Here is a 22,565-nt window from a genome sequence, read left to right on the forward strand (position 1 = left end):
CCAACAATTTAAATTTTAAAATTAAAGATTATGTCAGACATTGCATCAAGAGTTAAAGCGATTATCGTAGACAAATTAGGCGTTGACGAGAATGAAGTTGTAACAGAAGCAAGCTTCACTAACGATTTAGGAGCTGATTCATTAGACACTGTTGAGCTTATTATGGAGTTCGAAAAAGAATTTGATATCCAAATTCCAGACGACCAAGCAGAAAACATTGCTACTGTAGGTCAAGCTATTTCTTACATCGAAGAAGCAAAAAAATAATAAAATAAAACACCCGTATGCATTAAATGTGTGCGGGTTTTTATTATTTTTTGATTTCAATAAAAATTAGATTATTTTTGATTGATTTTCAATCACACTATATTGAAAATACCCTTGTATCTTTAAACTTTTATTGTAAAGAAAACAGGGTATTATTTGTTTAAAATATATTTAAAAAAAATTATATGCAATTAAAACGTGTTGTTGTAACAGGTCTTGGAGCATTAACTCCTATTGGAAATTCCATTCAAGAATATTGGGATGGTTTAATTAATGGAAAAAGTGGTGCCGCTCCAATTACATATTACGATACTGAAAAGCATAAAACAAAATTTGCTTGCGAGGTTAAAAACTTCAACATTGAAGATTATATGGATCGTAAAGAATCTCGTCGCTTAGATAAATTTTCTCATTATGCAATTGCTGCCAGTGATGAAGCAATCAAAGATGCTGGAATTACGCATGATAATGTAAACAAACACCGTGTTGGAGTAATTTGGGGTGCAGGAATTGGAGGATTAGAAACTTTTCAAGATGAAGTGATGTACTATGCTAAAGGCGATGGAACACCAAAATTCAATCCGTTTTTTATTCCTAAAATGATTGCCGATATAGCTCCAGCTCATATTTCTATGAGAAATGGCTATATGGGTCCAAATTATACTACGGTATCTGCGTGTGCATCATCGGCTAATGCAATGATCGATGCTTTCAACTACATTCGTTTAGGAATGTGTGATGTAATAATCACTGGAGGTTCGGAAGCGGCAGTAACTATTGCAGGAATGGGCGGATTTAATTCAATGCACGCATTATCCACAAGAAATGAAAGTCCAGAAACAGCTTCGCGTCCGTTTGATGCAACGCGCGATGGATTTGTTTTAGGTGAAGGTTCGGGTGCAATTGTTTTAGAAGAATATGAACACGCAAAAGCTCGTGGTGCAAAAATTTATTGCGAAATTGGCGGTGGCGGAATGTCATCTGATGCTTATCATTTAACCGCGCCACATCCAGAAGGTATTGGTGTTATTGCCGTTATGGAAAACACGTTGCGTGATGCTGGAATGACTCCAGAAATGGTAGACCATATCAACACACACGGAACTTCAACTCCACTTGGTGATGTTGCCGAATTGAAAGCAATTAGTCACGTTTTTGGTGATCACGCCAAAACTATTAATATCAATTCAACGAAATCAATGACAGGACACTTACTTGGTGCTGCTGGCGCAATTGAGGCGATTGCTGTAATTTTAGCTATGCAAAACGGAATCGTTCCACCAACAATTAACCATACTGTTGTTGATGAAAACATTGATCCATCATTGAACTTGACATTAAACAAGCCTCAAAAAAGAGATATCAAAGTTGCTATGAGTAACACTTTTGGCTTTGGTGGTCACAACGCTTGTGTATTATTCAAAAAATTAGAAGAATAAGTTTTAATGCGTTTACTTAAAAAAATATTTTTCAAAAATTCCCGTCCTACAGAAGGCGGGAATTTTTTTATTGCTGTTGAAAAAATTATCGGTTTTAAACCTATCAATCTAAAGCACTACGAAAAAGCTTTTACACATCGCTCATCTAATAAAACCGATAATGATGGTAATCCGTTTAATTATGAAAGATTAGAATTTCTTGGTGATTCTATGTTAAGTTCGGTTATAGCAGCTCATTTATATAAAGAAGCGCCACTCGGTGACGAAGGTTATTTAACCAAAATGCGCTCTAAAATTGTGAGTCGCGAACATTTGAATGAACTTGGTAGAGATTTGCATTTAATTGATTATGTGGATAGTAAAGTTCCGTCATCGCACTTTGGCGAAAACATTCATGGCAATTTATTTGAAGCATTAGTTGGAGCAATTTTTCTTGATAAAGGATATTTAGGTTGTGAAAAATTTATTTATCAAAAGGTGATTATTCCGTATGTTGACATTACCCGATTAGAAGGTAAAGTAATAAGCTACAAAAGTTTGGTTATCGAATGGTGTCAAAAAGAAAAAAAACAATTCAACTTTGATGTTTTTGACGATAACGGAAACGACGGTCAACGTTTTTTTGGTGTAAAATTAAGCATCGATGATAAAGTAATTGCAAAATCACGAGCAACTTCAAAAAAGAAAGCAGAAGAAATTGCAGCAAAACGAGCTTATTTTGCATTTCAAGAAAAAATTAACAAAATTTAATTGAAATTCTTATAAAACTATAACGTTTTCGTTTATAAAATAACGTTAATCTAATACTTCCTTGGTGTTTTGAGTTTATAGAAACACTATATTTACAACTTATTTTGGCATAAAATGGCTAATTTCAAACTATCAATAGAAGATTTTGAAGAGATTGATTTTTATATAATCGCTTTACACACTCCATTGGAAGATTACCGACTAGCCTATTTTTTAAACCTTCATCTTACTATTTTTTTAAGTAAAAATAAAAACGATGTAGAATCACAAGTAAAAGAAGGAACAACTTCTTTTGTTCGTTTCACATTTGAAGACAAAGAAAAATTTATCAAATGGGATTTGGTTCAAAATAAAAATGAAATAGAAATTTTTGAAAATAAAACCAGTAAAGATTTATTTTCAGGATTTGATGCTAAATTTTCGACTTCAGCCTATCTTTTGCCCGAGTACAAAAAGGTAGATTATTTTCTAAAAATTGAAAATGCTGTAAATGAAATAAAAATAAACGAAATCGTTTCAAAAATAAATAAAATCGAAAGTATAAAAATGGTTTATGCTATTGATTCTGAAAAAATAAAATCAAAAAATAATTTAATTTTTTAAAAAATGCCAACAAGAAAAAAGACAAAAATTGTAGCCACGCTAGGTCCAGCTTGCAGTTCAAAAGAAGTCATTAAAGACATGATTGAAGCAGGAGTAAACGTGTTTCGAATCAACTTTTCTCATGCTGATTATACTGATGTAAAAGAACGTATTGATATTATTAGAGAATTAAACGCTGAGAATGGTTACACCACCGCTATTTTAGCCGACTTGCAAGGTCCAAAACTTCGTGTTGGTGTAATGAGCGAAGATGTAGTAGTGAATCCTGGTGATATCATTACTTTTCAAACAGCCGAAGATGTGCCTGGAACCAAAGATAGAGTTTACATGAACTATCTTGAATTTCCAAGAGATGTAAATCCGGGTGAAAAAATTCTTTTGGATGACGGTAAATTAATGTTTGAAGCACTAGAAACTAACGGAACCACCGAAGTAAAATGTAAAGTTATTCAAGGCGGACCATTAAAGTCTAAAAAAGGAGTAAATCTTCCTAATACTAAAGTTTCACTTCCTGCGCTTACAAAAAAAGACATTAAAGATGCTCTTTTTGCTATTGAGCAAGATGTAGACTGGATAGCTTTATCGTTTGTAAGAACTCCGGCCGATTTAGAAGAATTACAAGATTTAATTGCGAAAAATTCTGATCATAAAATTCCGATTATTGCTAAAATTGAAAAACCAGAAGCGGTTGAAAATATTGACAAAATCGTTGCATTTTGCGATGGATTGATGGTAGCACGTGGTGATTTGGGAGTTGAAATTCCAGCGCACGAAGTTCCGTTGATTCAAAAGAAATTAATTCATAGAGCTAAAACGGCTCGTATTCCTGTAATTGTGGCAACACAAATGATGGAAACTATGATCACCAGTTTAACTCCAACAAGAGCTGAAGTTAACGACGTTGCTAACTCGGTAATGGATGGTGCCGATGCAGTAATGCTATCAGGTGAAACCTCTGTTGGAAATTATCCTGTTCAAGTAATTGAAAAAATGACACAAATTATTGAAGCAGTTGAAGATTCACCGCTAATTCAAGTGCCATTAACTCCTCCACAAGTTCGAACGAAACGTTTTATTACAAAATCTATTTGCTATCACGCAGCGACTATGGCCAATGATATAAAAGCCAAAGCTATTTCTACTTTAACAAATAGTGGCTATACGGCTTTTCAAATTTCGGCTTGGCGTCCATCAGCACATATCTTGGTTTATACTTCTAATAAAAGAATTCTAACACAATTGAATTTACTTTGGGGTGTAAATGCTTTTTTCTATGATAAATTTGTGAGCACAGATGATACTGTCGAAGATATTAACCTTATCGCACAAGAAAACGGATATGTTAAAAAAGGTGATATTTTAATCAATCTTGCTGCCATGCCAGTAGTTGATAAAGGAATGGTAAATACTTTAAGAATTTCTGAGATAGAGTAAATCTCATTTAAAAATAAATCAAAAGGATTATCGAAATAGTTAAATATTTTGATAATCCTTTTTACATTTCAAAAGAAAAAGTATATTTGACTAACTTAAAAATTAAAACTATGGAATCTAAAAACCCTTTTTTTAAATCTAAATCTTTCACAAACACGTCTGCAGCTAATGATAACGTGAGTGTTATAGATTATAACGAAACAATGACCATTTCTGGAACTATAAACAAAAGTTTCATCTTATTGGCTTTACTTGTTGGAACAGCATTAATAACTTGGAATTTAGCTTTCAATGGATATAATCCTATTGTTTTAACTATTGGTGGCGCAATTATTGGTTTGATTTTGGTAGTAGTTTCCTCTTTTAAACCACATCTTTCTACTTATTTAGCTCCAGCATATGCCTTATTTGAAGGATTATTTATTGGTGGTATTTCGGCATTTTTTGAAGCAAGTTATCCAGGATTAGTAATTCAAGCTGTTGGTGGAACCTTTGTAACGTTCTTAGTTTGTTTTACTTTATATAAATACAATATCGTAAAAGTTAACGAAAAATTTAAATCGGTTGTTATCGCAGCAACACTAGCGATTGGAGTTTACTATTTAGTTTCTTGGTTGTTATCAATGTTTACAAGTTTTCAACCGGTTCACTACGGAAATTCTATGATGAGCATCGGAATTAGTGTTTTTGTTATTGTAATTGCAGCTTTAAACCTGTTTTTAGATTTTGATCAAATAGAAAAAGGTGCTGAACAAAGAATGCCAAAATTTATGGAATGGTATGGCGCAATGGGATTGATGGTAACATTAGTATGGTTATACATTGAATTCTTGAGATTGTTATCTAAATTATCTAGCAGAGATTAATTTTATTTTAATAATAAAAAAAGCTATTCGTAAATGAATAGCTTTTTTTATGCACTTTATTATTTGGTTTAAGCAGCAATTTTTTCAAATGCAATAAAGTTCGTAAGATTTCCTTTTTTATCAAAAATTGGATATCCTTTAATATGACATTTGTATAACGAACCATCTTTGCAGTAATTAATAATGACTTTATCAAATGGTTTTAATGATTTAACAGCTTCGCTAATCTCTTTAGATGTTGTGGTATTGGTAGCAGCACCTTGAAACATTTTCGGAGAGTTACCTACAACTTCATCTGGAATGTAACCATTCATTTTGACAATATTATTAGACGCGAAAACAATTTGTAATTTAGCATCAGTAACTACAATTACTGTATCATTTTCTAATTCTTCTTTATAATCCCAAGTTGAATTCCATTTGTTTTCTTCTACAATTTTGTTTAACAACATTGTATCGGATAGCGTTAATCTCAATTTGTCGAAACTTTTAGAATAAAAATCCCAACAAGTTAAAGGAAAGCTACTTAATGACAAAGTACTATAATATTTTGCCATTGCATTTTCGTAATTTGAAAGCTTCATTTTTAATATATTTGGAACAAATCTAAAATGATTTTTTGAAATGAATAACGTAAAAAGAAAGATTAACTTTTGTTCAACTGAAATTTTATGATTTTTTATTAAAACCACTTCCTAAATTAAGACAATTTTAATATGCAGCACACTTAAAATTCAAATCGCAACTGAACCACAACTGTTTTCTTTATCTCGGTATTTAAATTTGAAATAGAAATTCCTAATAATCTAACAGAATCTTTCATTCGTTCTTGATAAAGCAATTCTTTGGAAGTCTCAAATAACAATCCTTTATCTGAAATAAAATAAGGTAAGGTTTTACTTCTTGTTTGCGTGGTAAAATCGCTATATTTTATCTTTAAAGTGATTGTTTTGCCAGATAAGTTGTATTTCTTTAAACGCTTCTCTAATTCGGCCGCAATTCGCTCTAAACGTTCTTGCATAAAAATTTCGGAAGTCAGATTTTCGTTAAAAGTATGTTCAGCAGCAACTGACTTTGAAATTCTGTTGGGTTTCACTTCGCTGTTGTGAATTCCTCTCACAATATGGTAATAAAAACCACCACTTTTACCAAAATGTTGTTCCAAGTATTCTTTAGATTTAGATTTTAAATCTTTGCCTGTAAAAATACCGTGTTGGTACATTTTTTCGGTGGTAACTTTTCCGATACCATAAAACTTTTTAATATCCAATTTTTCTAAAAACTCTTCTACTTCGTGCGGATTTACGGTTTTTTGTCCGTTTGGTTTATTATAATCTGATGCGATTTTAGCAACAAATTTATTAATTGAAATTCCTGCTGACGCTGTCAAGCTAACTTCTTCAAAAATTCGTTTTCTAATTTCTTCTGCAATTAATGTCGCACTTGGATTTCCTTTTTTATTTTGAGTAACATCAAGATAGGCTTCGTCAAGTGAAAGTGGTTCGACCAAATCGGTATAATCATAAAAAATCTTTCTAATTTTAATTGAAATTTCTTTGTACCTATCAAATCGTGGTGGTACAAAAATTAAATCAGGACAATTTCTTGCTGCTTGAACTCCGCTCATTGCACTTCTAACGCCAAATTTTCGTGCTTCATAACTTGCTGCTGACACTACACCTCGCACTTCACTTCCGCCAACTGCAATTGGTTTGCCGCGCAAATCTGGATTATCCATTTGCTCCACAGAAGCATAAAACGCATCCATATCTACGTGAATGATTTTTCTTAAAACTACTTCTGCGTCCATAAACTACTCTTTTACTGGAAAGAAAAAAGCCATCGGCCGTTCTTTAAAATAACTCCAAATTGCCTTATTTAAAAGTGTTAATTCAGAAATTGGAATATTCCTAGAACGAAACGCCAATCCTAACGAAAGTAAAAAACTAACAATAAAATTCATAAAACCAATAATTCCAATTCCGAAAATAGACCAAAAAATTGTCCAACCATCTACAAAAAACTTTTGTCCATACAAACCCAACGCAAAATTTCCGCTCGCAAAAGTGATGTGCCTAATATCTAAATTAAGTCCGAAAAACAATCCTAATGAAGCCGTGCTTCCTAAAAAAACACCAAACCAACCGTTAGAAACAACGCCAGCCCAATTTCTTTCAAACCAATTTGCAATATTCTTAGTACGCTCTTCACCAAAACTTAATTTCAAAAAAGGATGTTCTTGAATTCTGTAGTATACATTATTGTGCTTATTTTTATTAGAAACATTACCAGAAATAATTCCAGATAGAAAAAGAAAAACTCCTGCAATGGCTGCGTGCAATATGGCAGCAGAATGTACTGGACTCAAATCATTTAACAATTTAGAAGATTTCTCGAAAGCTAAGTTAACCTCAAAACTAACGTCTACTAACCAAATAATTAAAAGTGCAACCGGAAAAGCTATCAAAACATTGCCAACAAAAGCAATGAATTGCGATCGAAATAATCGTGCAAATAAATGGGCAAAAGAACTGTGCTTGTTCTCATACTTATGTCTTTTCTTCATTCCCAAATCTAATGCTGTAGTTATCGTTGCCGCAGTCATTGCAGGTTGCTTAGTTGCAAGCGTAAAGCCTAATAAATAGATAGCTATAAACCCAAAAGAATAATTAAGACTGTATAAAACTGCGTGGCCAAAATCACTCGTTTCAACTTTAGAAAATAATAATTTAATCACACACAACAAACCCACAATGATTCCGCCACCAACTGCGGCTTTTAACATTGCGAAGTATTCTTTACTGGTTTCTGTGATATAATGTTCACCAGTTTTTGCTGTATGTTGTGTTATTTCATAAGAAATAAGTTGTGTACTCTCGCCAATTAACTGACGAACATTGTTTTTATGGCAATTGTATTTAATCAATTTCAAAGCCAAATTAATGGTGTTTCCAACTTTTTCGGAAGGATTATTAACGGTAATTAAAGGCAGCAACACTTTAATTCGATGCAGTTGCTGTCTAATTTTTAACAAACTTTGATTCACACGTAAGGAGATTCCAAATTTAGAACTGTTGTTGAAAGCTTTGTCGATGTACTCTTTGCATTGCGTATGTAAAACTAAAACTTGTTTATAATTTTCATTATCCGAAGAAATGAAATGATTTTCATTGGACTTTATTTGATTAAAAATAGCATATAATTCTTTTTCTAAAGCTACAAAAGGGCTTTCTAAATTACTAAACTCAGGTGTCATCATCAAGACCTCACTATCCATTGCGTGACCGCTCATTCGTTGAGAAAGCAATCCCATAGAACTGATTATTTCCATCAAAGGTGTATCTTGTTCAGTGGAAGCATAAATATCAGAAAACGCCACCAATTCAAAAAACTCTTTAAGTTCATCCATTGGAATTTTATTGACCCAAATAGCATCTGAACTTCTGTAAAAAACTTGATTTAGTATGTATTCTAACGTCTCTTTTTGTGGTTGATATGGTAAAATTTTAGCGAAGATTCTACTTTTTACTTCAAACATAAAATCTGTGTTCTGAAGAATTCCTGTATCAGCAAGGAAATTAGTAAACTTTCTATTTTGCAAAATTGTAATTAAGTAATTTTTTAGAAAGTTTCTTTGAGCATCATTAGCTTTTAGAAAATTTAATAGCTTAGAAATAGAAATAACATCAACATTTTTTGGGTTTTTAGGCCGAAATAGGTGCACTAAATCAACTAAAAAATATAAATCACTATCTGTTTGAGAAAAAACATGTGTTAAATTATTTTCAAATAATTCATCGATAGTGATTTGAGATTTTATTTTATGGCGTAAATTCATAACATCCTATTTATTATTGTAAAAATACGATTTCAAAGTTAGAAATTCCTTAACTTGGTACTAAATTTACACTCAACGATTTTTTAAATAATGATAGAAATAGAACGCAAGTATTTGGTAACTTCATTAGAGTTTTTAAACGAGTATACCACCAAAAATGAGATTGCTCAAGGCTATTTAAGTTCCGATCCACAACGTACTGTTAGAATAAGAATAAAAGGAACCAAAGGATACATTACCATCAAAGGTATTGGCAGCGATAGTGGCATTTCACGTTATGAATGGGAAAAAGAAATTGCATTAGAAGAAGCACAATCTCTTTTAAAATTATGCGAAAAAGGTGTGATAGAAAAAACACGTTATGAGGTAAAAACTGGAAATCACACCATAGAAATAGATGTTTTCTATGGAGAAAATGACGGATTAATTATAGCCGAAATTGAATTAGAAAATGAAAACGACACCATTTTGAAACCTAACTGGCTTGGAACAGAGGTAACTAATAATGAACGATATTATAATTCGTACATCAGTCAAAATCCTTTTAAAAGTTGGTAACTATTTTTGAAGTACTTCAATTGTAACAATTACAGAACCTGATCTTTTATTGTTTACAATATTCATAAAAGCTTTTTTAGATAAATCAATTTCTCTACCTCTAACAAATGGTCCTCTGTCAATCACTTCAACAATAACCGATTTTCCGTTAGATTCATTAGTAACTTTTAAAATTGTACCAAAAGGGAATTTTTTATGTGCCGCCGTTAGTTTAGAACTGTCATATTTTTTACCACTTGCCGTTTTTCTTCCGTTGAATTTATCGGCATAGTATGATGCATGTACTTTCTTTTTAAAAGGCTTGAACTTGCCTTTGTAAGCAACTGTAGTGTCAATATCAATTGTTTCAGCAACAATATTGTCTCTTTTAATTGAATCTGTTTTTAATCTTTTTAAATCTTTTGAAGTACCGTTTTGCGCTTTAAAAGATAAACTAGTAAAGAACAAACTCAAACACAAAAGAAATATAAATAAGGGTGTCTTTTTTTTCATAATATATTTTAAGACTTGTTTTCAAAAATGATACCAAATAACCAATATTGTCAGTAGAAGTAATTTGACAAAGCTAAAAAAAGTCCTTTTCAGGACTTATTTTTATATTATAACCACAATCTCCATGGTATTCTTATTAGAATTAAAACCAAACCTAAAGCATAGAATAAAGTTATTGATTTGAACTTAGCTTCATTGGTTGCTGCTTTTTTATGTTTAGACCATCCAATAGTAATTAAAGTAATTGCAATGATATTGGTTAAAGGATGTTCTAACATTGTTAATCTTAGCTCTGCAATCTTCATTGCTCCTTCGGTTGAGAATGCTTTAAATCCAACATCTGAAAGAAAATATAAAATCAATCCTACAACTAATTGTATGTGGGTAGCGATTAATGCAAAAAGTGAAATTTTTCTATCTTTTGCAGTAAATTCTTTTTTTGAAGTCATACCAACTACAGCATTAAGAACTGCAACAACTAAAAGCAATAGTGCTAAATAAGCCCAACCAGAATGAAATTTTTGAATAAAATTATACATAGTAATTTGATTTTTATTTTAACAAATATAGGAAAAGAAAAAAACTCTTTTACAATAAATGTAAAAGAGTTTTTAAAATTATGAAAAAATTATATTTAGTTGAATGTGTATCTTACACCAACTTGCATCTGCCATCTTGAAGAGTTTAAACCTGAATCATCAATTTGGTTTTTAGTTGCATCAACATTTGGATTGAAACGGAATGTTGGTTGACCATTAGCATTAACTGCAACGAAATCTAACAATTGTACTTGATCAAATGTAGCAAAGTAACGTTTTCCCCAGTCTTTATTTAACAAGTTTGTAAAGTTAAATATATCTGCTGTTAATTCGAAAGTATGTTTTCTTTTTCCTGTGTAGAAAGAAATTTCTTGAGCAAATTTCATATCTACAACGTGGCTCCATTTTAATCTGTCACCATTTCTTTCAGCATAAGTACCTCTTCTTGAACTAAGGTATGAATCATTAGAAATGTAAGCATCTAAAGCAGCCCATTGTTGTGCAGCAGTTAAATTTGTAACTGGATCATTTACTAAAATAATATCACTTTGTTTAGCTGGTACAAAAATCAACGCTGATTCAGAGAATGTATCTCTTAAAATGTTTCCGTTGTCATTGTAAACATAACTAAATGGAGCACCTTCAGCACCTTCATAGTAGAAACCTAATCTTGTTTTGATATTTTTATTCCATTTGAAAGTGATAACACCATTACTTAAAAGTCTTGTTCCTTGAGAGAAATCAGACATTGACACACCACTAATTTTATTTGAACCGTTTACTGTTTCAATGTTGTTCCATTGAGAACTGTTTTGAGATGATGTAGCATCAAATAATACAGTAGATCTACCGTAAGCATAAGTACCTTGTAAGTTTACATTAAATCTATTAGCAGTAAACAATTTAGAGATTGTTACAGAAGTATTGTAAGCTTCACCTGCACTTGTATTAGAAGCTAAGTAAATACCTTGATAAGTTGGATCAAGACGTGTAGTACTGTAACGAGGTCTTCTATCTGGACCAGTTAAAAATTGAGTTGGTTCAGCTAAGTTTAAGTTTTCATAAGTAATAGCTGAAATATTATCATTATAAGTAATATCTGCAGAAACTGTAAAACCGTAAGGTAAACGTTGATCAACTGCTAAACTAGCTTTGAATACTTGTGGCAAACGGAAATCTTTAGAGAATAAATCAATATTTCCACCAAATTGACCTGGCGCTCCAACATTACCTGGAAGTGGTCCAACTGGATTTCCATTAGAAATTAACTGACTAGCAGTACTTGGATTTGGGTTGAATGATGGCATAGTTGGATTAGTTGTACCATTGATATCAATCGCTCCTTGAGTAACACCATTATTGTTGTAAGTTCCACCTGGCCATACTAACGGAAGTCTTGAAGTAAAAATACCTAAACCACCACTAATTTGTGTTTTCTTATTTCCTTTAAGATCGTAATTAAATCCTAATCTTGGAGAAATATGTGCGTAATTGTCGATTTTTTTACCAACTCTTGCACCTTGTAAATCTTTACCGTTAGCTGTTAAAATACCTACAGTTCTAGTATTAAAATCATTATTTGCTAATCCGTCTTCCCAAACTGGTACATCAACTCTGAAACCTAAAGATAATTTGAAATTATCAGTAAGACGCATTTCATCCTGAATGTATCCACCAAGTTGCATGATGTCAAATTCTGCAGCTCCAAGAGAATTATCTCCTTCACCACCAACTAAAGAGTAACCTAAACGGAAACGATTTGGTTTAGCATTGTTTAAGAAATCTGCTAAACTATTATATCTGTAGTAACCGAAGTTTCTACCAAAGAATACGTTTTTAGAACTTGAAAATTCATTGTTTGTACCGATAGTGATGTTGTGCATTCCAGTATTGATTTGGAAATTATCAGTTATCGTTAATGTTTTTTGAAGTAATAAATTAGCAGTAGAAAACGCTTCTGAACCTAAGAAAATTGTTCCGCTACCATCTCTAATCTCAACTGCTGGAAATGATTTTCCAATAGGATTTCTATCATCGTTTACTGCAGTGTAACCAACTACTAAATTATTTGAAAATTTATTATTGAATCTACTATTTAATTCTAAACTTGTTGAATTTGTAGTTGAAGTAAAATCTACACCACCATTAGAAAAGTTAATAGCTCTTGGAGATGAATTACTTGGAGATAAGTTCACTGCTTTTACATAACTGTGACGTAAAGCAAGTTTGTGCTTGTCACTAATATTCCAGTCAATTTTAGCAATTAACTTATCACTAGTTAATTTTTGAAAACTGTTATTGTACTCACCAGCATTATAACCGTAATTAGTATTTAAAAATGATACTAAAGTATTTAATTGTTGTGTAGCCAAAGCGCCACTGAAAGGATTACCACTAGCGATACCAATATTTCCAGTGTAATTATTGATATTAAATGGTTGTGGTGTTTCGTTATCTTGTCTTTCGTAGTTGATGAAATAAAATAACTTATCTTTAATTATTGCGCCACCAGCACGAACTCCATAAGTTTTAGCTGAAAATTCAGCAAGTCTTTCTCTTGCAGCAGCACCAGCAAGATTAGCAGGAGTTTTTCCAGCTAATGTTTCATCTCTATTGAAGAAATAAGCCGACCCTTCAAAATTATTTGTACCTGATTTTGTAGTTGCACTAATTGCACCACCAGCAAATCCAGAAATTTTAACATCAAATGGAGCAACACTCACTTGAAATTGATCAATAGCGTCAAGAGAAATTGGACTTACTCCTGTTTGCCCACCATTTGTTCCGTTTGCAGATAATCCAAAAACATCATTATTAACTGCTCCATCAATATAAATCGCATTGTAACGGTTGTTTTGACCACCAATTGATATTACATCATCTCCACGCAATTGCGCTTGAGGAGTTAATCTAGCAAAATCTGCAATATTTCTAGAAAGTGAAGGCAAACCTTGAACTTTTTTAGAATCAATTACAGTTTGAGCTCCTGTTTTATTTGAATCAAAAACATTATCACGTTTTGTTTGAAGAACAACTTCTTGTAAAACACTTGATTCAGAAGTTAATACTACATTAGTATTAAATGTTTCACCAAGAGCTAAATAGATATCATCTTGTGATTCTGATTTGTAGCCAACATACGTGAAAGTAACTTTGTAAGGTCCACCAGTTCTCATGTTAGAAATTCTGAAATATCCTTTCTCATCTGTTGATGCAGAATACTTTGTACCAGAAGGAGTGTGAACGGCTAAAACAGAAGCACCTGGCAAGGTACCATCCTTATCTTCAACCTTTCCCGACAAAGAGGAATTGGTATTTCCTTGTGAAAAGCCCAATGATACTATAAACAATAGTACTATTGAAAAGCCCCATTTCTTAAAATTTTTCATTTTTAATGTGTTTAGATTTCGGTGCAAAATTCCAATTTAAATAGCTCATATGTGTTAAGCCAATGTTAAGAAACTGAAAAATGTTGCGTTTTTCGCATTCAAATTTAACTATTGCCTAATTTTATATGAATTTATTGCTATTTTATGAATTTTAATAAAAAAACCTCAATACTTATTGGCATTGAGGCTTGAGTTTTACTTTATAAATTTTATAAATTACTTATTATCAAGGAAATATTTTAGTAAAAAAGTAGTTGAATTATCGTGCTCCTTAATTTTTTCACTTGTGATTTCATTTAAAATGGAGTTAGCCAACTGTTTTCCTAACTCAACACCCCATTGATCATAACTAAAAATATTCCAAATTATACCTTGAACAAAAATCTTGTGTTCATATAAAGCAATTAATGACCCTAAAGATTTAGGCGTTAACTTATTAATTAATAGTGTATTAGTTGGTTTGTTCCCTGAAAAAACTTTAAAAGGCAAGAGAAATGCTGCTTGCTCTTCTGATACACCTTGACTATCAAATTCTGCTTTTACTTGCTCGGGTGATTTTCCGTTTAATAAAGCTTCTGTTTGTGCAAAGAAGTTTGACATTAGTTTATTATGATGATTAGTGTCACCATATAAAGGCGTTACATATCCAATAAAATCAGTTGGAATTAACTTAGTTCCTTGATGGATTAACTGAAAAAACGCGTGTTGAGAATTGGTTCCAGGTTCGCCCCAAATAATTGTTCCTGTTTGATAATCGACAGGTTTGCCGTCACGACCAACACTTTTACCATTGCTTTCCATAATTCCTTGTTGTAGATATGGTGCTAACTTTTGTAAATATTGAGTATATGGAATCAGTGCTTCGCTTTCGGCACCAAAGAAATTATTATACCAAATGCTTAACAAAGCTAGTATTACAGGAATGTTTTTATCAAAGGATTCATTTTTAAAGTGCTCATCCATTTTATTAGCACCTTTTAATAAATCATTATAGTTTTCAAATCCAACAGCTAAGCTTATTGACAAACCAACCGCACTCCAAAGGGAAAAACGACCTCCAACCCAATCCCACATTGGAAAAACATTATTAGCATCGATTCCAAATGCTGTTACCTTTTGAATGTTTGTTGAAACTGCTACGAAATGTTTTGCCACATCATCTTGAGAAGTACCAAATTCACTGGATAAAAACCAACTTCTTATGGTCTCTGAATTGGTTAAGGTTTCTTGGGTTGTAAATGTTTTGGAAACAATAACAAAAAGAGTTGTTTCGGGATTTATTTTTTTTATAATTTCATTAACATGATCACCATCAACATTAGAAACAAAATGCACGTTTAAGTGATTTTTATAAAATTGCAAAGCTTCAACTACCATTGCCGGTCCAAGATCAGAACCTCCAATTCCTATATTTACTATATCTGTAAATGGTTTTCCCGTGTAACCTTTTCTTTCTCCTGACACAATTTCATCCGTAAAGTTTTTGATTTTATTTTTAACTTCAAAAACTTCTGGCATTACATTTTTACCATCTACAAGAATCACATCATCTTCATTGGCACGCAATGCAGTATGTAACACAGCTCTATTTTCAGTTTGATTAATTATATCACCTGAAAAATATTTAGAAATAGCTTCTTGTAAATTAACTTCATTTGCTAATTCAAGTAATAAATCTATTGTTTCTTGATTGATATTGTTCTTAGAATAATCTACTAAAAAATCATTCCAATGAATGTGAAATTTTTCAGCTCTTTTTTCGTCATTTTGAAACATTTCTTTAATAGAATTGTTTTCCATTTTAGAAAAATGATCTTGAAGTTGTTGCCAAGCTTTAGTATGAGTAGGATTAGTGTTCTGTAACGACATAGTTAATTATTTTGAGTCACAAAATTAGATAAAAGATCGTAAAAACATTAAAGTGTGAGTAAATATATAGGTAGAAAGACAATGCAAACGTTGTAGTTGGATTTATAATTTAAAATCTTCTAAGAAAATTGATGAACATAACAATAAATTACAAAAGTTTTTGATTAGAACAGGTTCAAAATTTACAATTAAACGGAATAATATTTTTTCAAACTGACTACAAAATCTTTAATCACATTTAAAAAGCAATAAATAAATACAGTTATTTAGAAACAATTAGACAACTCAAAAAAACAAAAAAGCGACAATTATCTGTCGCTTTAATTTATGATTTGAACTTTATTTCTGCCACGCTATCAAGAGCTCTTTTTAAAGGTCTAATTTGTTCTTTGAATCGTGGTAAATTTCTACTTTCCATAACTTGCGAGTTTGGAAGCTTTAATTTTAGTGCATCGACTTGAACTCCGTTTTTCCAAAAACGATAGCATACGTGCGGTCCTGAAGCTAATCCGGTGCTTCCTACTTTACCAATAACTTCGCCTTGCTTAACACGCTGACCTCTTCTTACAAGAATTCTAGACATATGTAAGTATTGCGTTGCATAGGTTTTATCGTGTTTTACTTTGACAAAATTTCCGTTTCCTGCCGTGTATCCTGCCTGCTCTACAACACCTGCTGCGGTAGTCATAATTGGTGTTCCTGTTGGCGCTGCATAATCAGTTCCTTTGTGAGGTTTCCATTTTAATTGCACTGGATGAAATCGGTTTTTAGAAAACTTAGAAGTGATGTGAACAAATTTTAAAGGTGCTTTAAGAAAAAAGTTTTTTAAGGCTTTACCTTGGTCGTTATAATAATCAACCTTTCCGCCTCGATCTTGAATGAATGGAAATGCATAAATCTTCTCGCCTTTATATTCAAAAAATGCTGCTCGCAAACTATCAACACCATCATAAATGGTGTCATTAATGTATCTTTCAGTAAAACTTAATGCAAATTTATCGCCTTTTTTAGACTTGAAAAAATCGATTGACCACGCAAAAACTTTAGTAAGTCTACCTGATAATGTTGGATCGATTTTTAAATCTCTTAAAGTTTTGGTTAATGGTCCTGTTAATTCTCCTGCGACTGTTCTAACCTTAAATGTTAATGGTCTTGACTTTTTGAACCCCACAATAGAATCTGTTAAATCAACAAGATAATAGTCAATTCTGTTGGGTTGATAAATTAAATATTGCAGTTTGTTGTACTTGTCTTTGGATCGTAAACAAACGTAAGGTCTTTTAAATCCGACAGTTGTTGGAAAAGAATCTTTAATGATTTTAAGTATTTCCGATACTTTTTTCCCGTTAAGATTTTGTTTTTTAAGTATTTTTTCAAAAGTATCTTGTCTACCAATGGTGTCAAAATGAACATTGAATTGATCAAAATGAAAACCATAATCGACAATTGGCTTGTAAGGTTCCACATCTTCAATAATAAAATCTTCCTGTGTATTTTTACAAGAATACACAGAAAACAAAACCATAAAAAACAAAGCTAACTTTTTCAATTTAAGTGTTTTATCTTAACAATCTTCTCCCCAATTTTTTAACTCTTCATCTGACCATAATTCTGGAAAGAAAATTCTTCTTTGATATTTTGGATGCATGTACTTCTTCCAATCACTTCCTCCAGTTGCTTCACCTGAACCTTGTCCGCTTTCAATATATTTTTTTGCCGTATTTAGATGTCCCATTACCCAAGTAATATTTACTGTTTTGTCATAGTGACGCATTGCAGCAATTAAATCGGGATTTTTCTGATCATTTTCAGGCAGTTGTTTGAATTTTTGCCAAATATTAATGGTGTTATATTCTTCCATATAACGTAAAAATTCGTCCTTATATTTTCGTTCAAATTCTAAAATTAAATATGATTTTTCGCCCGTTTTATAATCTTTACCTGCCGCTTGCCAGTACAAGTGTTCGAAGGCGTGAGAATAAGGCGTATTTCTATCAATTGTAGCTCTAAAACGGTAATCAATAAGATTAATTAAATCGGTTGATGAAAACTCTATTAATCGGTATTGTGCTGACTGAAAACCACTTGCTGGAGTTAATGTGTTTCTAAATTTCATGTATTGCTCTACTTCCATTCCATCACCCATAATATCAAATGAAGTTGTAAGCATATTGAAATAGCGTGAAATTCGCATTAATTTTTCTGTGAAAAAAGTGGTTTCAAGTTGCTCCTTATGACACACTTGTTTCATTTCCCACAAAATCATTTTGAACAACAACTCATTCACTTGATGATACATAATAAAAACCATTTCGTCGGGCAAAATGGTTCTTTGAGTTTGCAGATTCAACAAGGCATCCGTTTGAATATAATCCCAATAAGTTATTGGTTTAGACCAAAGAAGTCCTTCTAAATGCGTATCTGTTTTTTGATTTATAGCATCAAATTTTTTTTCTAATTCCTCAATTAAATGAGTTGTTTCTGTGTTCATTTTTTTACTTTTATTGTAAATGGATTAGCTAATCCTTTAAAAGATTCTAAATCCGCTTTAAGAGAACCAACAGCTAAACTGGCTTTTATTCTTAAAGGAAGTTTGTTGTCGTCGTCTGAAATCCAAACGGTTAAACTTTCTTGCTCTTTAAAAACTCTTCCTGATTGCACTAATGGTCTAAAGATCATACAAGGAACCACACCAAATTTAGTATCTAAATCTTCTCTACCTATGAATTTTAACTTAAATTTTGTTGTTTCATCATCAAAAAACATATCGATAGCTATAGATTCACCCACTTTTAATTTATTCACATTGGGATGATTTCTCAAATAATAAAAGGTTGAAACTATATCCTGAACATTTTCTGGAGTAGTAAACGTTTTATTAGTATCGTTTTTATAATCTTTTACTAAGATAGTATTTTTATCTTGATTAAAGATACCTTCTTGGTTTTTTGTATAGCCGCCTTCGTCAATTTTTCTTACATATTGATAAGGTTTACCTGTAACTTTATCAAAATAAGACTCATAGTTGTCATCAACTTTAAAAAACCATTTAGACATTCCTGTTGTGTAACCACGACCAATGGCATGAAAAACTTTTTTATTGTTTTTAGTAGCCTCTTTTACCTCAAGCGTTGCATAACCAGCTGTTACTAAGCCATAATGAATTCTAAATTTAAAATATTCTCCAACATCAAACGCAGGCGTCTTTTGAGAATCAAAACTTACAGTTAAAAAAAGAAGTGCTATTATAATTATCTTTTTCATTTTAATTTACTTTTTGTTATTTTAATAACTATAATACAATATTTGTTCCAAAAGTATTAAAACAAAAAAACTCCGTCAAATATTGACGGAGTTTTTATGCTATTAACCAACCAAAAAACTATAAATTATGAAACTTATATAAAACTAATGGGGAAACCACTCCTTTTCGTTTTGTGAGTACAAAGATATATCGTTTTTTGAATTATTCGCAACAAAAAATAAACTTTAACATTTATTTGACAAAAACAACACTACTATAACGTTGTAATTTGATTTATGTTTAATATTTTTTAACTTTTATAGTGTTCCTCTCAAAGCTTGTTCTCTTTCAATTGACTCAAAAAGTGCTTTAAAGTTACCTGCACCAAATCCGGTTGCACCCATTCTTTGAATAATTTCAAAAAATAAGGTTGGTCTGTCTTCAACTGGCTTAGTAAATATTTGCAAAAGGTAACCATCTTCGTCGGCATCAACCAAAATTGAAAGCCTTTGTAATTCCTTTATATCTTCTTTCATCATGTCTCGATGAACACCTAATCGATTTGGAATATCATCATAATATGCTTGTGGTGGTGGCGGAAGAAATTCAACACCTCGAGATTTTAATCCTGCCACAGTTTTTATAATGTCATCTGTTGCAACAGCAAGATGCTGCACACCTGAATCTTCATAAAAGTCAAGATATTCTTCGATTTGTGATTTTTTATTTCCTTTAGCTGGTTCGTTGATTGGGAATTTTATTCTTCCGTTACCGTTACTCATTACTTTACTCATTAAAGCTGAATATTCAGTATGGATTTGAGTATCATCAAAGGAAAGGAAATTTTCAAATCCCATCACCTCTTCATACCATTTTACCCATTGATTCATTTGACCCCAACCGACATTACCTACCATATGATCAACATATTTCAATCCGAGTGGTTCTGGGTTGTATTCTGATTTCCATTCAACAAATCCTGGTAAAAAGATACCGTTATAATTTTTTCTTTCTACAAATATGTGAACCGTTTCACCATAGGTATAAATTCCTGAACGAATTACTTCTCCATGTTCATCTTTCTCAACCGTTGGTTCCATAAAAGAAACAGCTCCACGCTTTGTGGTTTCTTCCCAAGCTGATTTAGCATCTTCAACCCAAAGAGCAATAACTTTAACACCATCACCATGTTTGCGTAGGTGATCATTTATTGGTGAACTACTATTTAATGGAGTAGTTAGAACTAAACGGATTTTATCTTGTTTTAGAACATAGCTAACTGAATCTCTTGACCCAGTTTCTAATCCGCGGTAAGCGTGCGATTGAAATCCGAATGCTGTTTTGTAATAATGTGCCGATTGTTTTGCATTTCCTACGTAGAACTCAACATAATCTGTTCCAAGAAGTGGAAGAAAATCTTGAGCGCCACTAAATATTTTTTCTAGACCGTAATCTACTGATTTTATATCTTTTGCCATAATTATTATTTTATTTAATTACTATTTAAGCTATCAACATAGGTTGAGTCTTTATAAATAGAATCATTTATTTTGTATTCAATTACAGATTCATTGTTAAACAAGGAATCATTTGCTTTATTGCTATTAATTTCTTCGATTTTTTCTTTAAACAAATCTGATAAACTTATTTGATAAATCATAAATGCTGCTGCAAAAGCCAGTATAAATAATGCACTAACTACAGTACCGATGATACAAATTATCTTAGCAGTATATACATTTTGCTTGCTTTGATGAGAAAAAACATCTGGATTTGCGTAATAATCTTTCAAACTATTAGTTGCGGTCACCAAACCAATGATGCTCAATATTAAAGACACAACTGCCAAAAATCCACAACAACATCCGAATAGAATTATTACTAAACTTATTATGCCCAATATCAAAGCCGTTGGATCGGCTGAAAGTTTACTTTTTGTAATCATAATTTATTCTAGCCAAGATTGGAAGTAAGTGTCATCGGCAATTTTCATTGCTTCTTCTGTAACCATTAAAGGTTTAAAGGTATCAATCATAACGGCTAATTCTAGCGTTTCTTTTTTTCCAATACTACGTTCTGCTGCTCCAGGATGTGGACCGTGAGGAATTCCTGCAGGATGTAAAGAAATATTTCCTTGTTTGATATCATTCCTGCTCATAAAATCTCCGTCTACATAATACAAAACTTCATCAGAATCGATGTTACTGTGATTATATGGAGCCGGAATTGCTAACGGATGATAATCGTATAGTCTAGGAACAAAGGAGCAAATAACAAATGCTTTGGTTTCAAATGTTTGATGCACAGGTGGCGGTTGATGAATTCGTCCTGTTATTGGTTCAAAATCATGTATTGATAATGCATAAGGATAATTAAACCCATCATAGCCAACTACATCAAATGGATGTGAAGCATAAATCATTTCAAAGATTTCATCTTTCTTTTTTACTTTTATAACAAAATCACCTTTTTCATTATTAGTTTCGAGTTCATATGGGCGACGAATGTCTCTTTCACAGTAAGGTGAATGTTCAAGAAGTTGTCCGAACCAATTTCTATACTGTTTTGGAGTATAAATTGGCGAATGTGATTCAACAATAAACAATCTGTTATCTTCAGTATCAAAATCAATTTTGTAGATGATTCCACGCGGTATTATTAAATAGTCGCCGTATTTGAAATCAAGATTTCCGTAGATTGTTCTCAATTTACCGGATCCTTTGTGAATGAAAATCATTTCATCAGAATCGGTGTTTTTATAAAAATAATCGGTAGTTGATTTTCTTGGTGCTGCTAAAACAACATGACAATCAACATTAGTCAATACAATTTTTCGACTTTCTAGATAATCATCTTGTGGAGCAATATCAAATCCTCTTAATTTATAAGATTGAATATTGTTTGTTTTCGCTATAGTTGGAGCGACGCTATATTGTGTTCGAATTTCTTTTACTTGTGTTGGACGTTGTTCGTGATAGGAATTGGTAGACATTCCATCAAATCCAACCGTTCCAAAAAGTTGCTCATAGTACAAATCTCCGTTTGGTTTACGAAATTGTGTATGGCGTTTAGGTGGGATATTTCCAAGTTTGTGATAAAATGGCATTTCTTTTTAGTTTAAAAGGTTAAAGTTTAAAAGTTTAAAGTTTCCTTTAACTTTAGCTACTACTCAAAAAGAATTGAACTCATTCAGGATTTCTCTTGATGAGGAATTTTAAATGGATTAATAAGTTGTCCCATTTTTTCATTTAACAAATATCGTAAAAAATAAAAAAAA

Annotated in this window: 20 protein-coding genes; 7 read left to right on the plus strand and 13 right to left on the minus strand. The window is 31.8% G+C overall.

What is annotated here, in order from left to right:
* Window positions 1-30: 30 nt before the first annotated feature.
* The 6 genes from Q0050_RS13900 (at window position 31) to Q0050_RS13925 (ending at window position 5,359) form a co-directional block, all read left to right on the plus strand.
* Window positions 31-267 (plus strand): acyl carrier protein, encoded by a 237-nt coding sequence (locus Q0050_RS13900; RefSeq protein WP_007137004.1) that lies wholly within the window; start codon window positions 31-33, stop codon window positions 265-267.
* A 185-nt stretch (window positions 268-452) separates the two neighbouring features.
* A complete protein-coding gene (gene fabF / locus Q0050_RS13905) occupies window positions 453-1,706 on the plus strand; it encodes a beta-ketoacyl-ACP synthase II (protein ID WP_298397095.1) in 1,254 nt (417 codons plus the stop codon).
* 6 nt (window positions 1,707-1,712) lie between these two features.
* Complete coding sequence (locus Q0050_RS13910; protein ID WP_298397097.1) at window positions 1,713-2,456, plus strand: ribonuclease III domain-containing protein; 744 nt, start codon at window positions 1,713-1,715, stop codon at window positions 2,454-2,456.
* Window positions 2,457-2,570: 114 nt separating this feature from the next.
* Window positions 2,571-3,059 (plus strand): IPExxxVDY family protein, encoded by a 489-nt coding sequence (locus tag Q0050_RS13915; RefSeq protein WP_298397099.1) that lies wholly within the window; start codon window positions 2,571-2,573, stop codon window positions 3,057-3,059.
* 3 nt (window positions 3,060-3,062) lie between these two features.
* A complete protein-coding gene (gene pyk / locus Q0050_RS13920) occupies window positions 3,063-4,493 on the plus strand; it encodes a pyruvate kinase (RefSeq protein WP_298397102.1) in 1,431 nt (476 codons plus the stop codon).
* A gap of 110 nt (window positions 4,494-4,603) precedes the next feature.
* Window positions 4,604-5,359, plus strand: coding sequence for a Bax inhibitor-1/YccA family protein (locus Q0050_RS13925; protein ID WP_298397105.1), 756 nt, complete (start codon window positions 4,604-4,606; stop codon window positions 5,357-5,359).
* A gap of 68 nt (window positions 5,360-5,427) precedes the next feature.
* On the opposite strand, the gene Q0050_RS13930 is transcribed toward Q0050_RS13925, so the two are convergent.
* The 3 genes from Q0050_RS13930 to Q0050_RS13940 all read right to left on the minus strand — a co-directional run bounded on the left by Q0050_RS13930 (window position 5,428) and on the right by Q0050_RS13940 (window position 9,197).
* Complete coding sequence (locus Q0050_RS13930) at window positions 5,428-5,943, minus strand: PAS domain-containing protein (RefSeq protein ID WP_298397107.1); 516 nt, start codon at window positions 5,941-5,943, stop codon at window positions 5,428-5,430.
* Between the two features lie 143 nt (window positions 5,944-6,086).
* Window positions 6,087-7,169 (minus strand): DNA polymerase IV, encoded by a 1,083-nt coding sequence (dinB, locus tag Q0050_RS13935; RefSeq protein ID WP_298397110.1) that lies wholly within the window; start codon window positions 7,167-7,169, stop codon window positions 6,087-6,089.
* Between the two features lie 3 nt (window positions 7,170-7,172).
* The gene (locus Q0050_RS13940) at window positions 7,173-9,197 is read right to left on the minus strand and encodes a recombinase (protein ID WP_298397113.1); all 2,025 of its coding nucleotides are present in this window, start codon (window positions 9,195-9,197) and stop codon (window positions 7,173-7,175) included.
* A gap of 90 nt (window positions 9,198-9,287) precedes the next feature.
* Here Q0050_RS13940 and Q0050_RS13945 point away from each other — a divergent pair, with 90 nt between their 5' ends.
* Window positions 9,288-9,755 (plus strand): CYTH domain-containing protein, encoded by a 468-nt coding sequence (locus tag Q0050_RS13945; protein WP_298397115.1) that lies wholly within the window; start codon window positions 9,288-9,290, stop codon window positions 9,753-9,755.
* Here Q0050_RS13945 and Q0050_RS13950 read toward each other — a convergent pair whose 3' ends face one another.
* From Q0050_RS13950 to Q0050_RS13995, 10 genes are all read right to left on the minus strand, one after another.
* Window positions 9,756-10,247 carry a septal ring lytic transglycosylase RlpA family protein gene (locus tag Q0050_RS13950; protein WP_298397118.1) on the minus strand — a complete coding sequence of 164 codons (492 nt, stop codon included), beginning with the start codon at window positions 10,245-10,247 and terminating at the stop codon, window positions 9,756-9,758.
* Window positions 10,248-10,354: 107 nt separating this feature from the next.
* Window positions 10,355-10,786 (minus strand): hypothetical protein, encoded by a 432-nt coding sequence (locus Q0050_RS13955; RefSeq protein WP_298397121.1) that lies wholly within the window; start codon window positions 10,784-10,786, stop codon window positions 10,355-10,357.
* A 95-nt stretch (window positions 10,787-10,881) separates the two neighbouring features.
* Entirely contained in the window at window positions 10,882-14,175 is a 3,294-nt protein-coding gene (locus Q0050_RS13960) for a carboxypeptidase regulatory-like domain-containing protein (RefSeq protein WP_298397123.1), read from the minus strand.
* Between the two features lie 216 nt (window positions 14,176-14,391).
* Window positions 14,392-16,044, minus strand: a complete 1,653-nt coding sequence (gene pgi, locus Q0050_RS13965) for a glucose-6-phosphate isomerase (protein WP_298397126.1) — start codon at window positions 16,042-16,044, stop codon at window positions 14,392-14,394.
* 325 nt (window positions 16,045-16,369) lie between these two features.
* The gene (locus tag Q0050_RS13970; RefSeq protein ID WP_298397129.1) at window positions 16,370-17,593 is read right to left on the minus strand and encodes a M23 family metallopeptidase; all 1,224 of its coding nucleotides are present in this window, start codon (window positions 17,591-17,593) and stop codon (window positions 16,370-16,372) included.
* 15 nt (window positions 17,594-17,608) lie between these two features.
* The gene (locus Q0050_RS13975; protein WP_298397132.1) at window positions 17,609-18,535 is read right to left on the minus strand and encodes a tryptophan 2,3-dioxygenase family protein; all 927 of its coding nucleotides are present in this window, start codon (window positions 18,533-18,535) and stop codon (window positions 17,609-17,611) included.
* Entirely contained in the window at window positions 18,532-19,308 is a 777-nt protein-coding gene (locus Q0050_RS13980; RefSeq protein WP_298397135.1) for a DUF3108 domain-containing protein, read from the minus strand. The genes Q0050_RS13975 and Q0050_RS13980 overlap by 4 nt, the downstream gene beginning before the upstream one ends.
* Window positions 19,309-19,605: 297 nt before the next feature.
* On the minus strand, window positions 19,606-20,766 hold the full coding sequence (gene hppD / locus Q0050_RS13985) for a 4-hydroxyphenylpyruvate dioxygenase (protein ID WP_298397138.1): 1,161 nt from the start codon (window positions 20,764-20,766) through the stop codon (window positions 19,606-19,608).
* A 14-nt stretch (window positions 20,767-20,780) separates the two neighbouring features.
* On the minus strand, window positions 20,781-21,233 hold the full coding sequence (locus Q0050_RS13990) for a CCC motif membrane protein (protein WP_298397141.1): 453 nt from the start codon (window positions 21,231-21,233) through the stop codon (window positions 20,781-20,783).
* Between the two features lie 3 nt (window positions 21,234-21,236).
* Window positions 21,237-22,394, minus strand: coding sequence for a homogentisate 1,2-dioxygenase (locus tag Q0050_RS13995; RefSeq protein WP_298397143.1), 1,158 nt, complete (start codon window positions 22,392-22,394; stop codon window positions 21,237-21,239).
* Between the last annotated feature and the right edge of the window lie 171 nt (window positions 22,395-22,565).

The sequence above is a fragment of the Flavobacterium sp. genome (genome assembly GCF_027483985.1).
In the GTDB taxonomy this organism is placed as follows: domain Bacteria; phylum Bacteroidota; class Bacteroidia; order Flavobacteriales; family Flavobacteriaceae; genus Flavobacterium.

Excerpts from the sequence above, each read along its gene's own strand:
- Q0050_RS13955 (WP_298397121.1), bottom strand. The coding sequence starts at position 10,786 with ATGTATAATTTTATTCAAAAATTTCATTCTGGTTGGGCTTATTTAGCA.
- Q0050_RS13900 (WP_007137004.1), top strand. The coding sequence starts at position 31 with ATGTCAGACATTGCATCAAGAGTTAAAGCGATTATCGTAGACAAATTA.
- Q0050_RS13925 (WP_298397105.1), top strand. The coding sequence starts at position 4,604 with ATGGAATCTAAAAACCCTTTTTTTAAATCTAAATCTTTCACAAACACG.
- Q0050_RS13975 (WP_298397132.1), bottom strand. The coding sequence starts at position 18,535 with ATGAACACAGAAACAACTCATTTAATTGAGGAATTAGAAAAAAAATTT.
- Q0050_RS13930 (WP_298397107.1), bottom strand. The coding sequence starts at position 5,943 with ATGAAGCTTTCAAATTACGAAAATGCAATGGCAAAATATTATAGTACT.
- Q0050_RS13990 (WP_298397141.1), bottom strand. The coding sequence starts at position 21,233 with ATGATTACAAAAAGTAAACTTTCAGCCGATCCAACGGCTTTGATATTG.
- hppD (WP_298397138.1), bottom strand. The coding sequence starts at position 20,766 with ATGGCAAAAGATATAAAATCAGTAGATTACGGTCTAGAAAAAATATTT.
- dinB (WP_298397110.1), bottom strand. The coding sequence starts at position 7,169 with ATGGACGCAGAAGTAGTTTTAAGAAAAATCATTCACGTAGATATGGAT.
- Q0050_RS13995 (WP_298397143.1), bottom strand. The coding sequence starts at position 22,394 with ATGCCATTTTATCACAAACTTGGAAATATCCCACCTAAACGCCATACA.
- Q0050_RS13980 (WP_298397135.1), bottom strand. The coding sequence starts at position 19,308 with ATGAAAAAGATAATTATAATAGCACTTCTTTTTTTAACTGTAAGTTTT.
- Q0050_RS13915 (WP_298397099.1), top strand. The coding sequence starts at position 2,571 with ATGGCTAATTTCAAACTATCAATAGAAGATTTTGAAGAGATTGATTTT.
- fabF (WP_298397095.1), top strand. The coding sequence starts at position 453 with ATGCAATTAAAACGTGTTGTTGTAACAGGTCTTGGAGCATTAACTCCT.
- Q0050_RS13950 (WP_298397118.1), bottom strand. The coding sequence starts at position 10,247 with ATGAAAAAAAAGACACCCTTATTTATATTTCTTTTGTGTTTGAGTTTG.
- Q0050_RS13945 (WP_298397115.1), top strand. The coding sequence starts at position 9,288 with ATGATAGAAATAGAACGCAAGTATTTGGTAACTTCATTAGAGTTTTTA.
- pgi (WP_298397126.1), bottom strand. The coding sequence starts at position 16,044 with ATGTCGTTACAGAACACTAATCCTACTCATACTAAAGCTTGGCAACAA.
- Q0050_RS13940 (WP_298397113.1), bottom strand. The coding sequence starts at position 9,197 with ATGAATTTACGCCATAAAATAAAATCTCAAATCACTATCGATGAATTA.
- Q0050_RS13960 (WP_298397123.1), bottom strand. The coding sequence starts at position 14,175 with ATGAAAAATTTTAAGAAATGGGGCTTTTCAATAGTACTATTGTTTATA.
- Q0050_RS13910 (WP_298397097.1), top strand. The coding sequence starts at position 1,713 with ATGCGTTTACTTAAAAAAATATTTTTCAAAAATTCCCGTCCTACAGAA.
- pyk (WP_298397102.1), top strand. The coding sequence starts at position 3,063 with ATGCCAACAAGAAAAAAGACAAAAATTGTAGCCACGCTAGGTCCAGCT.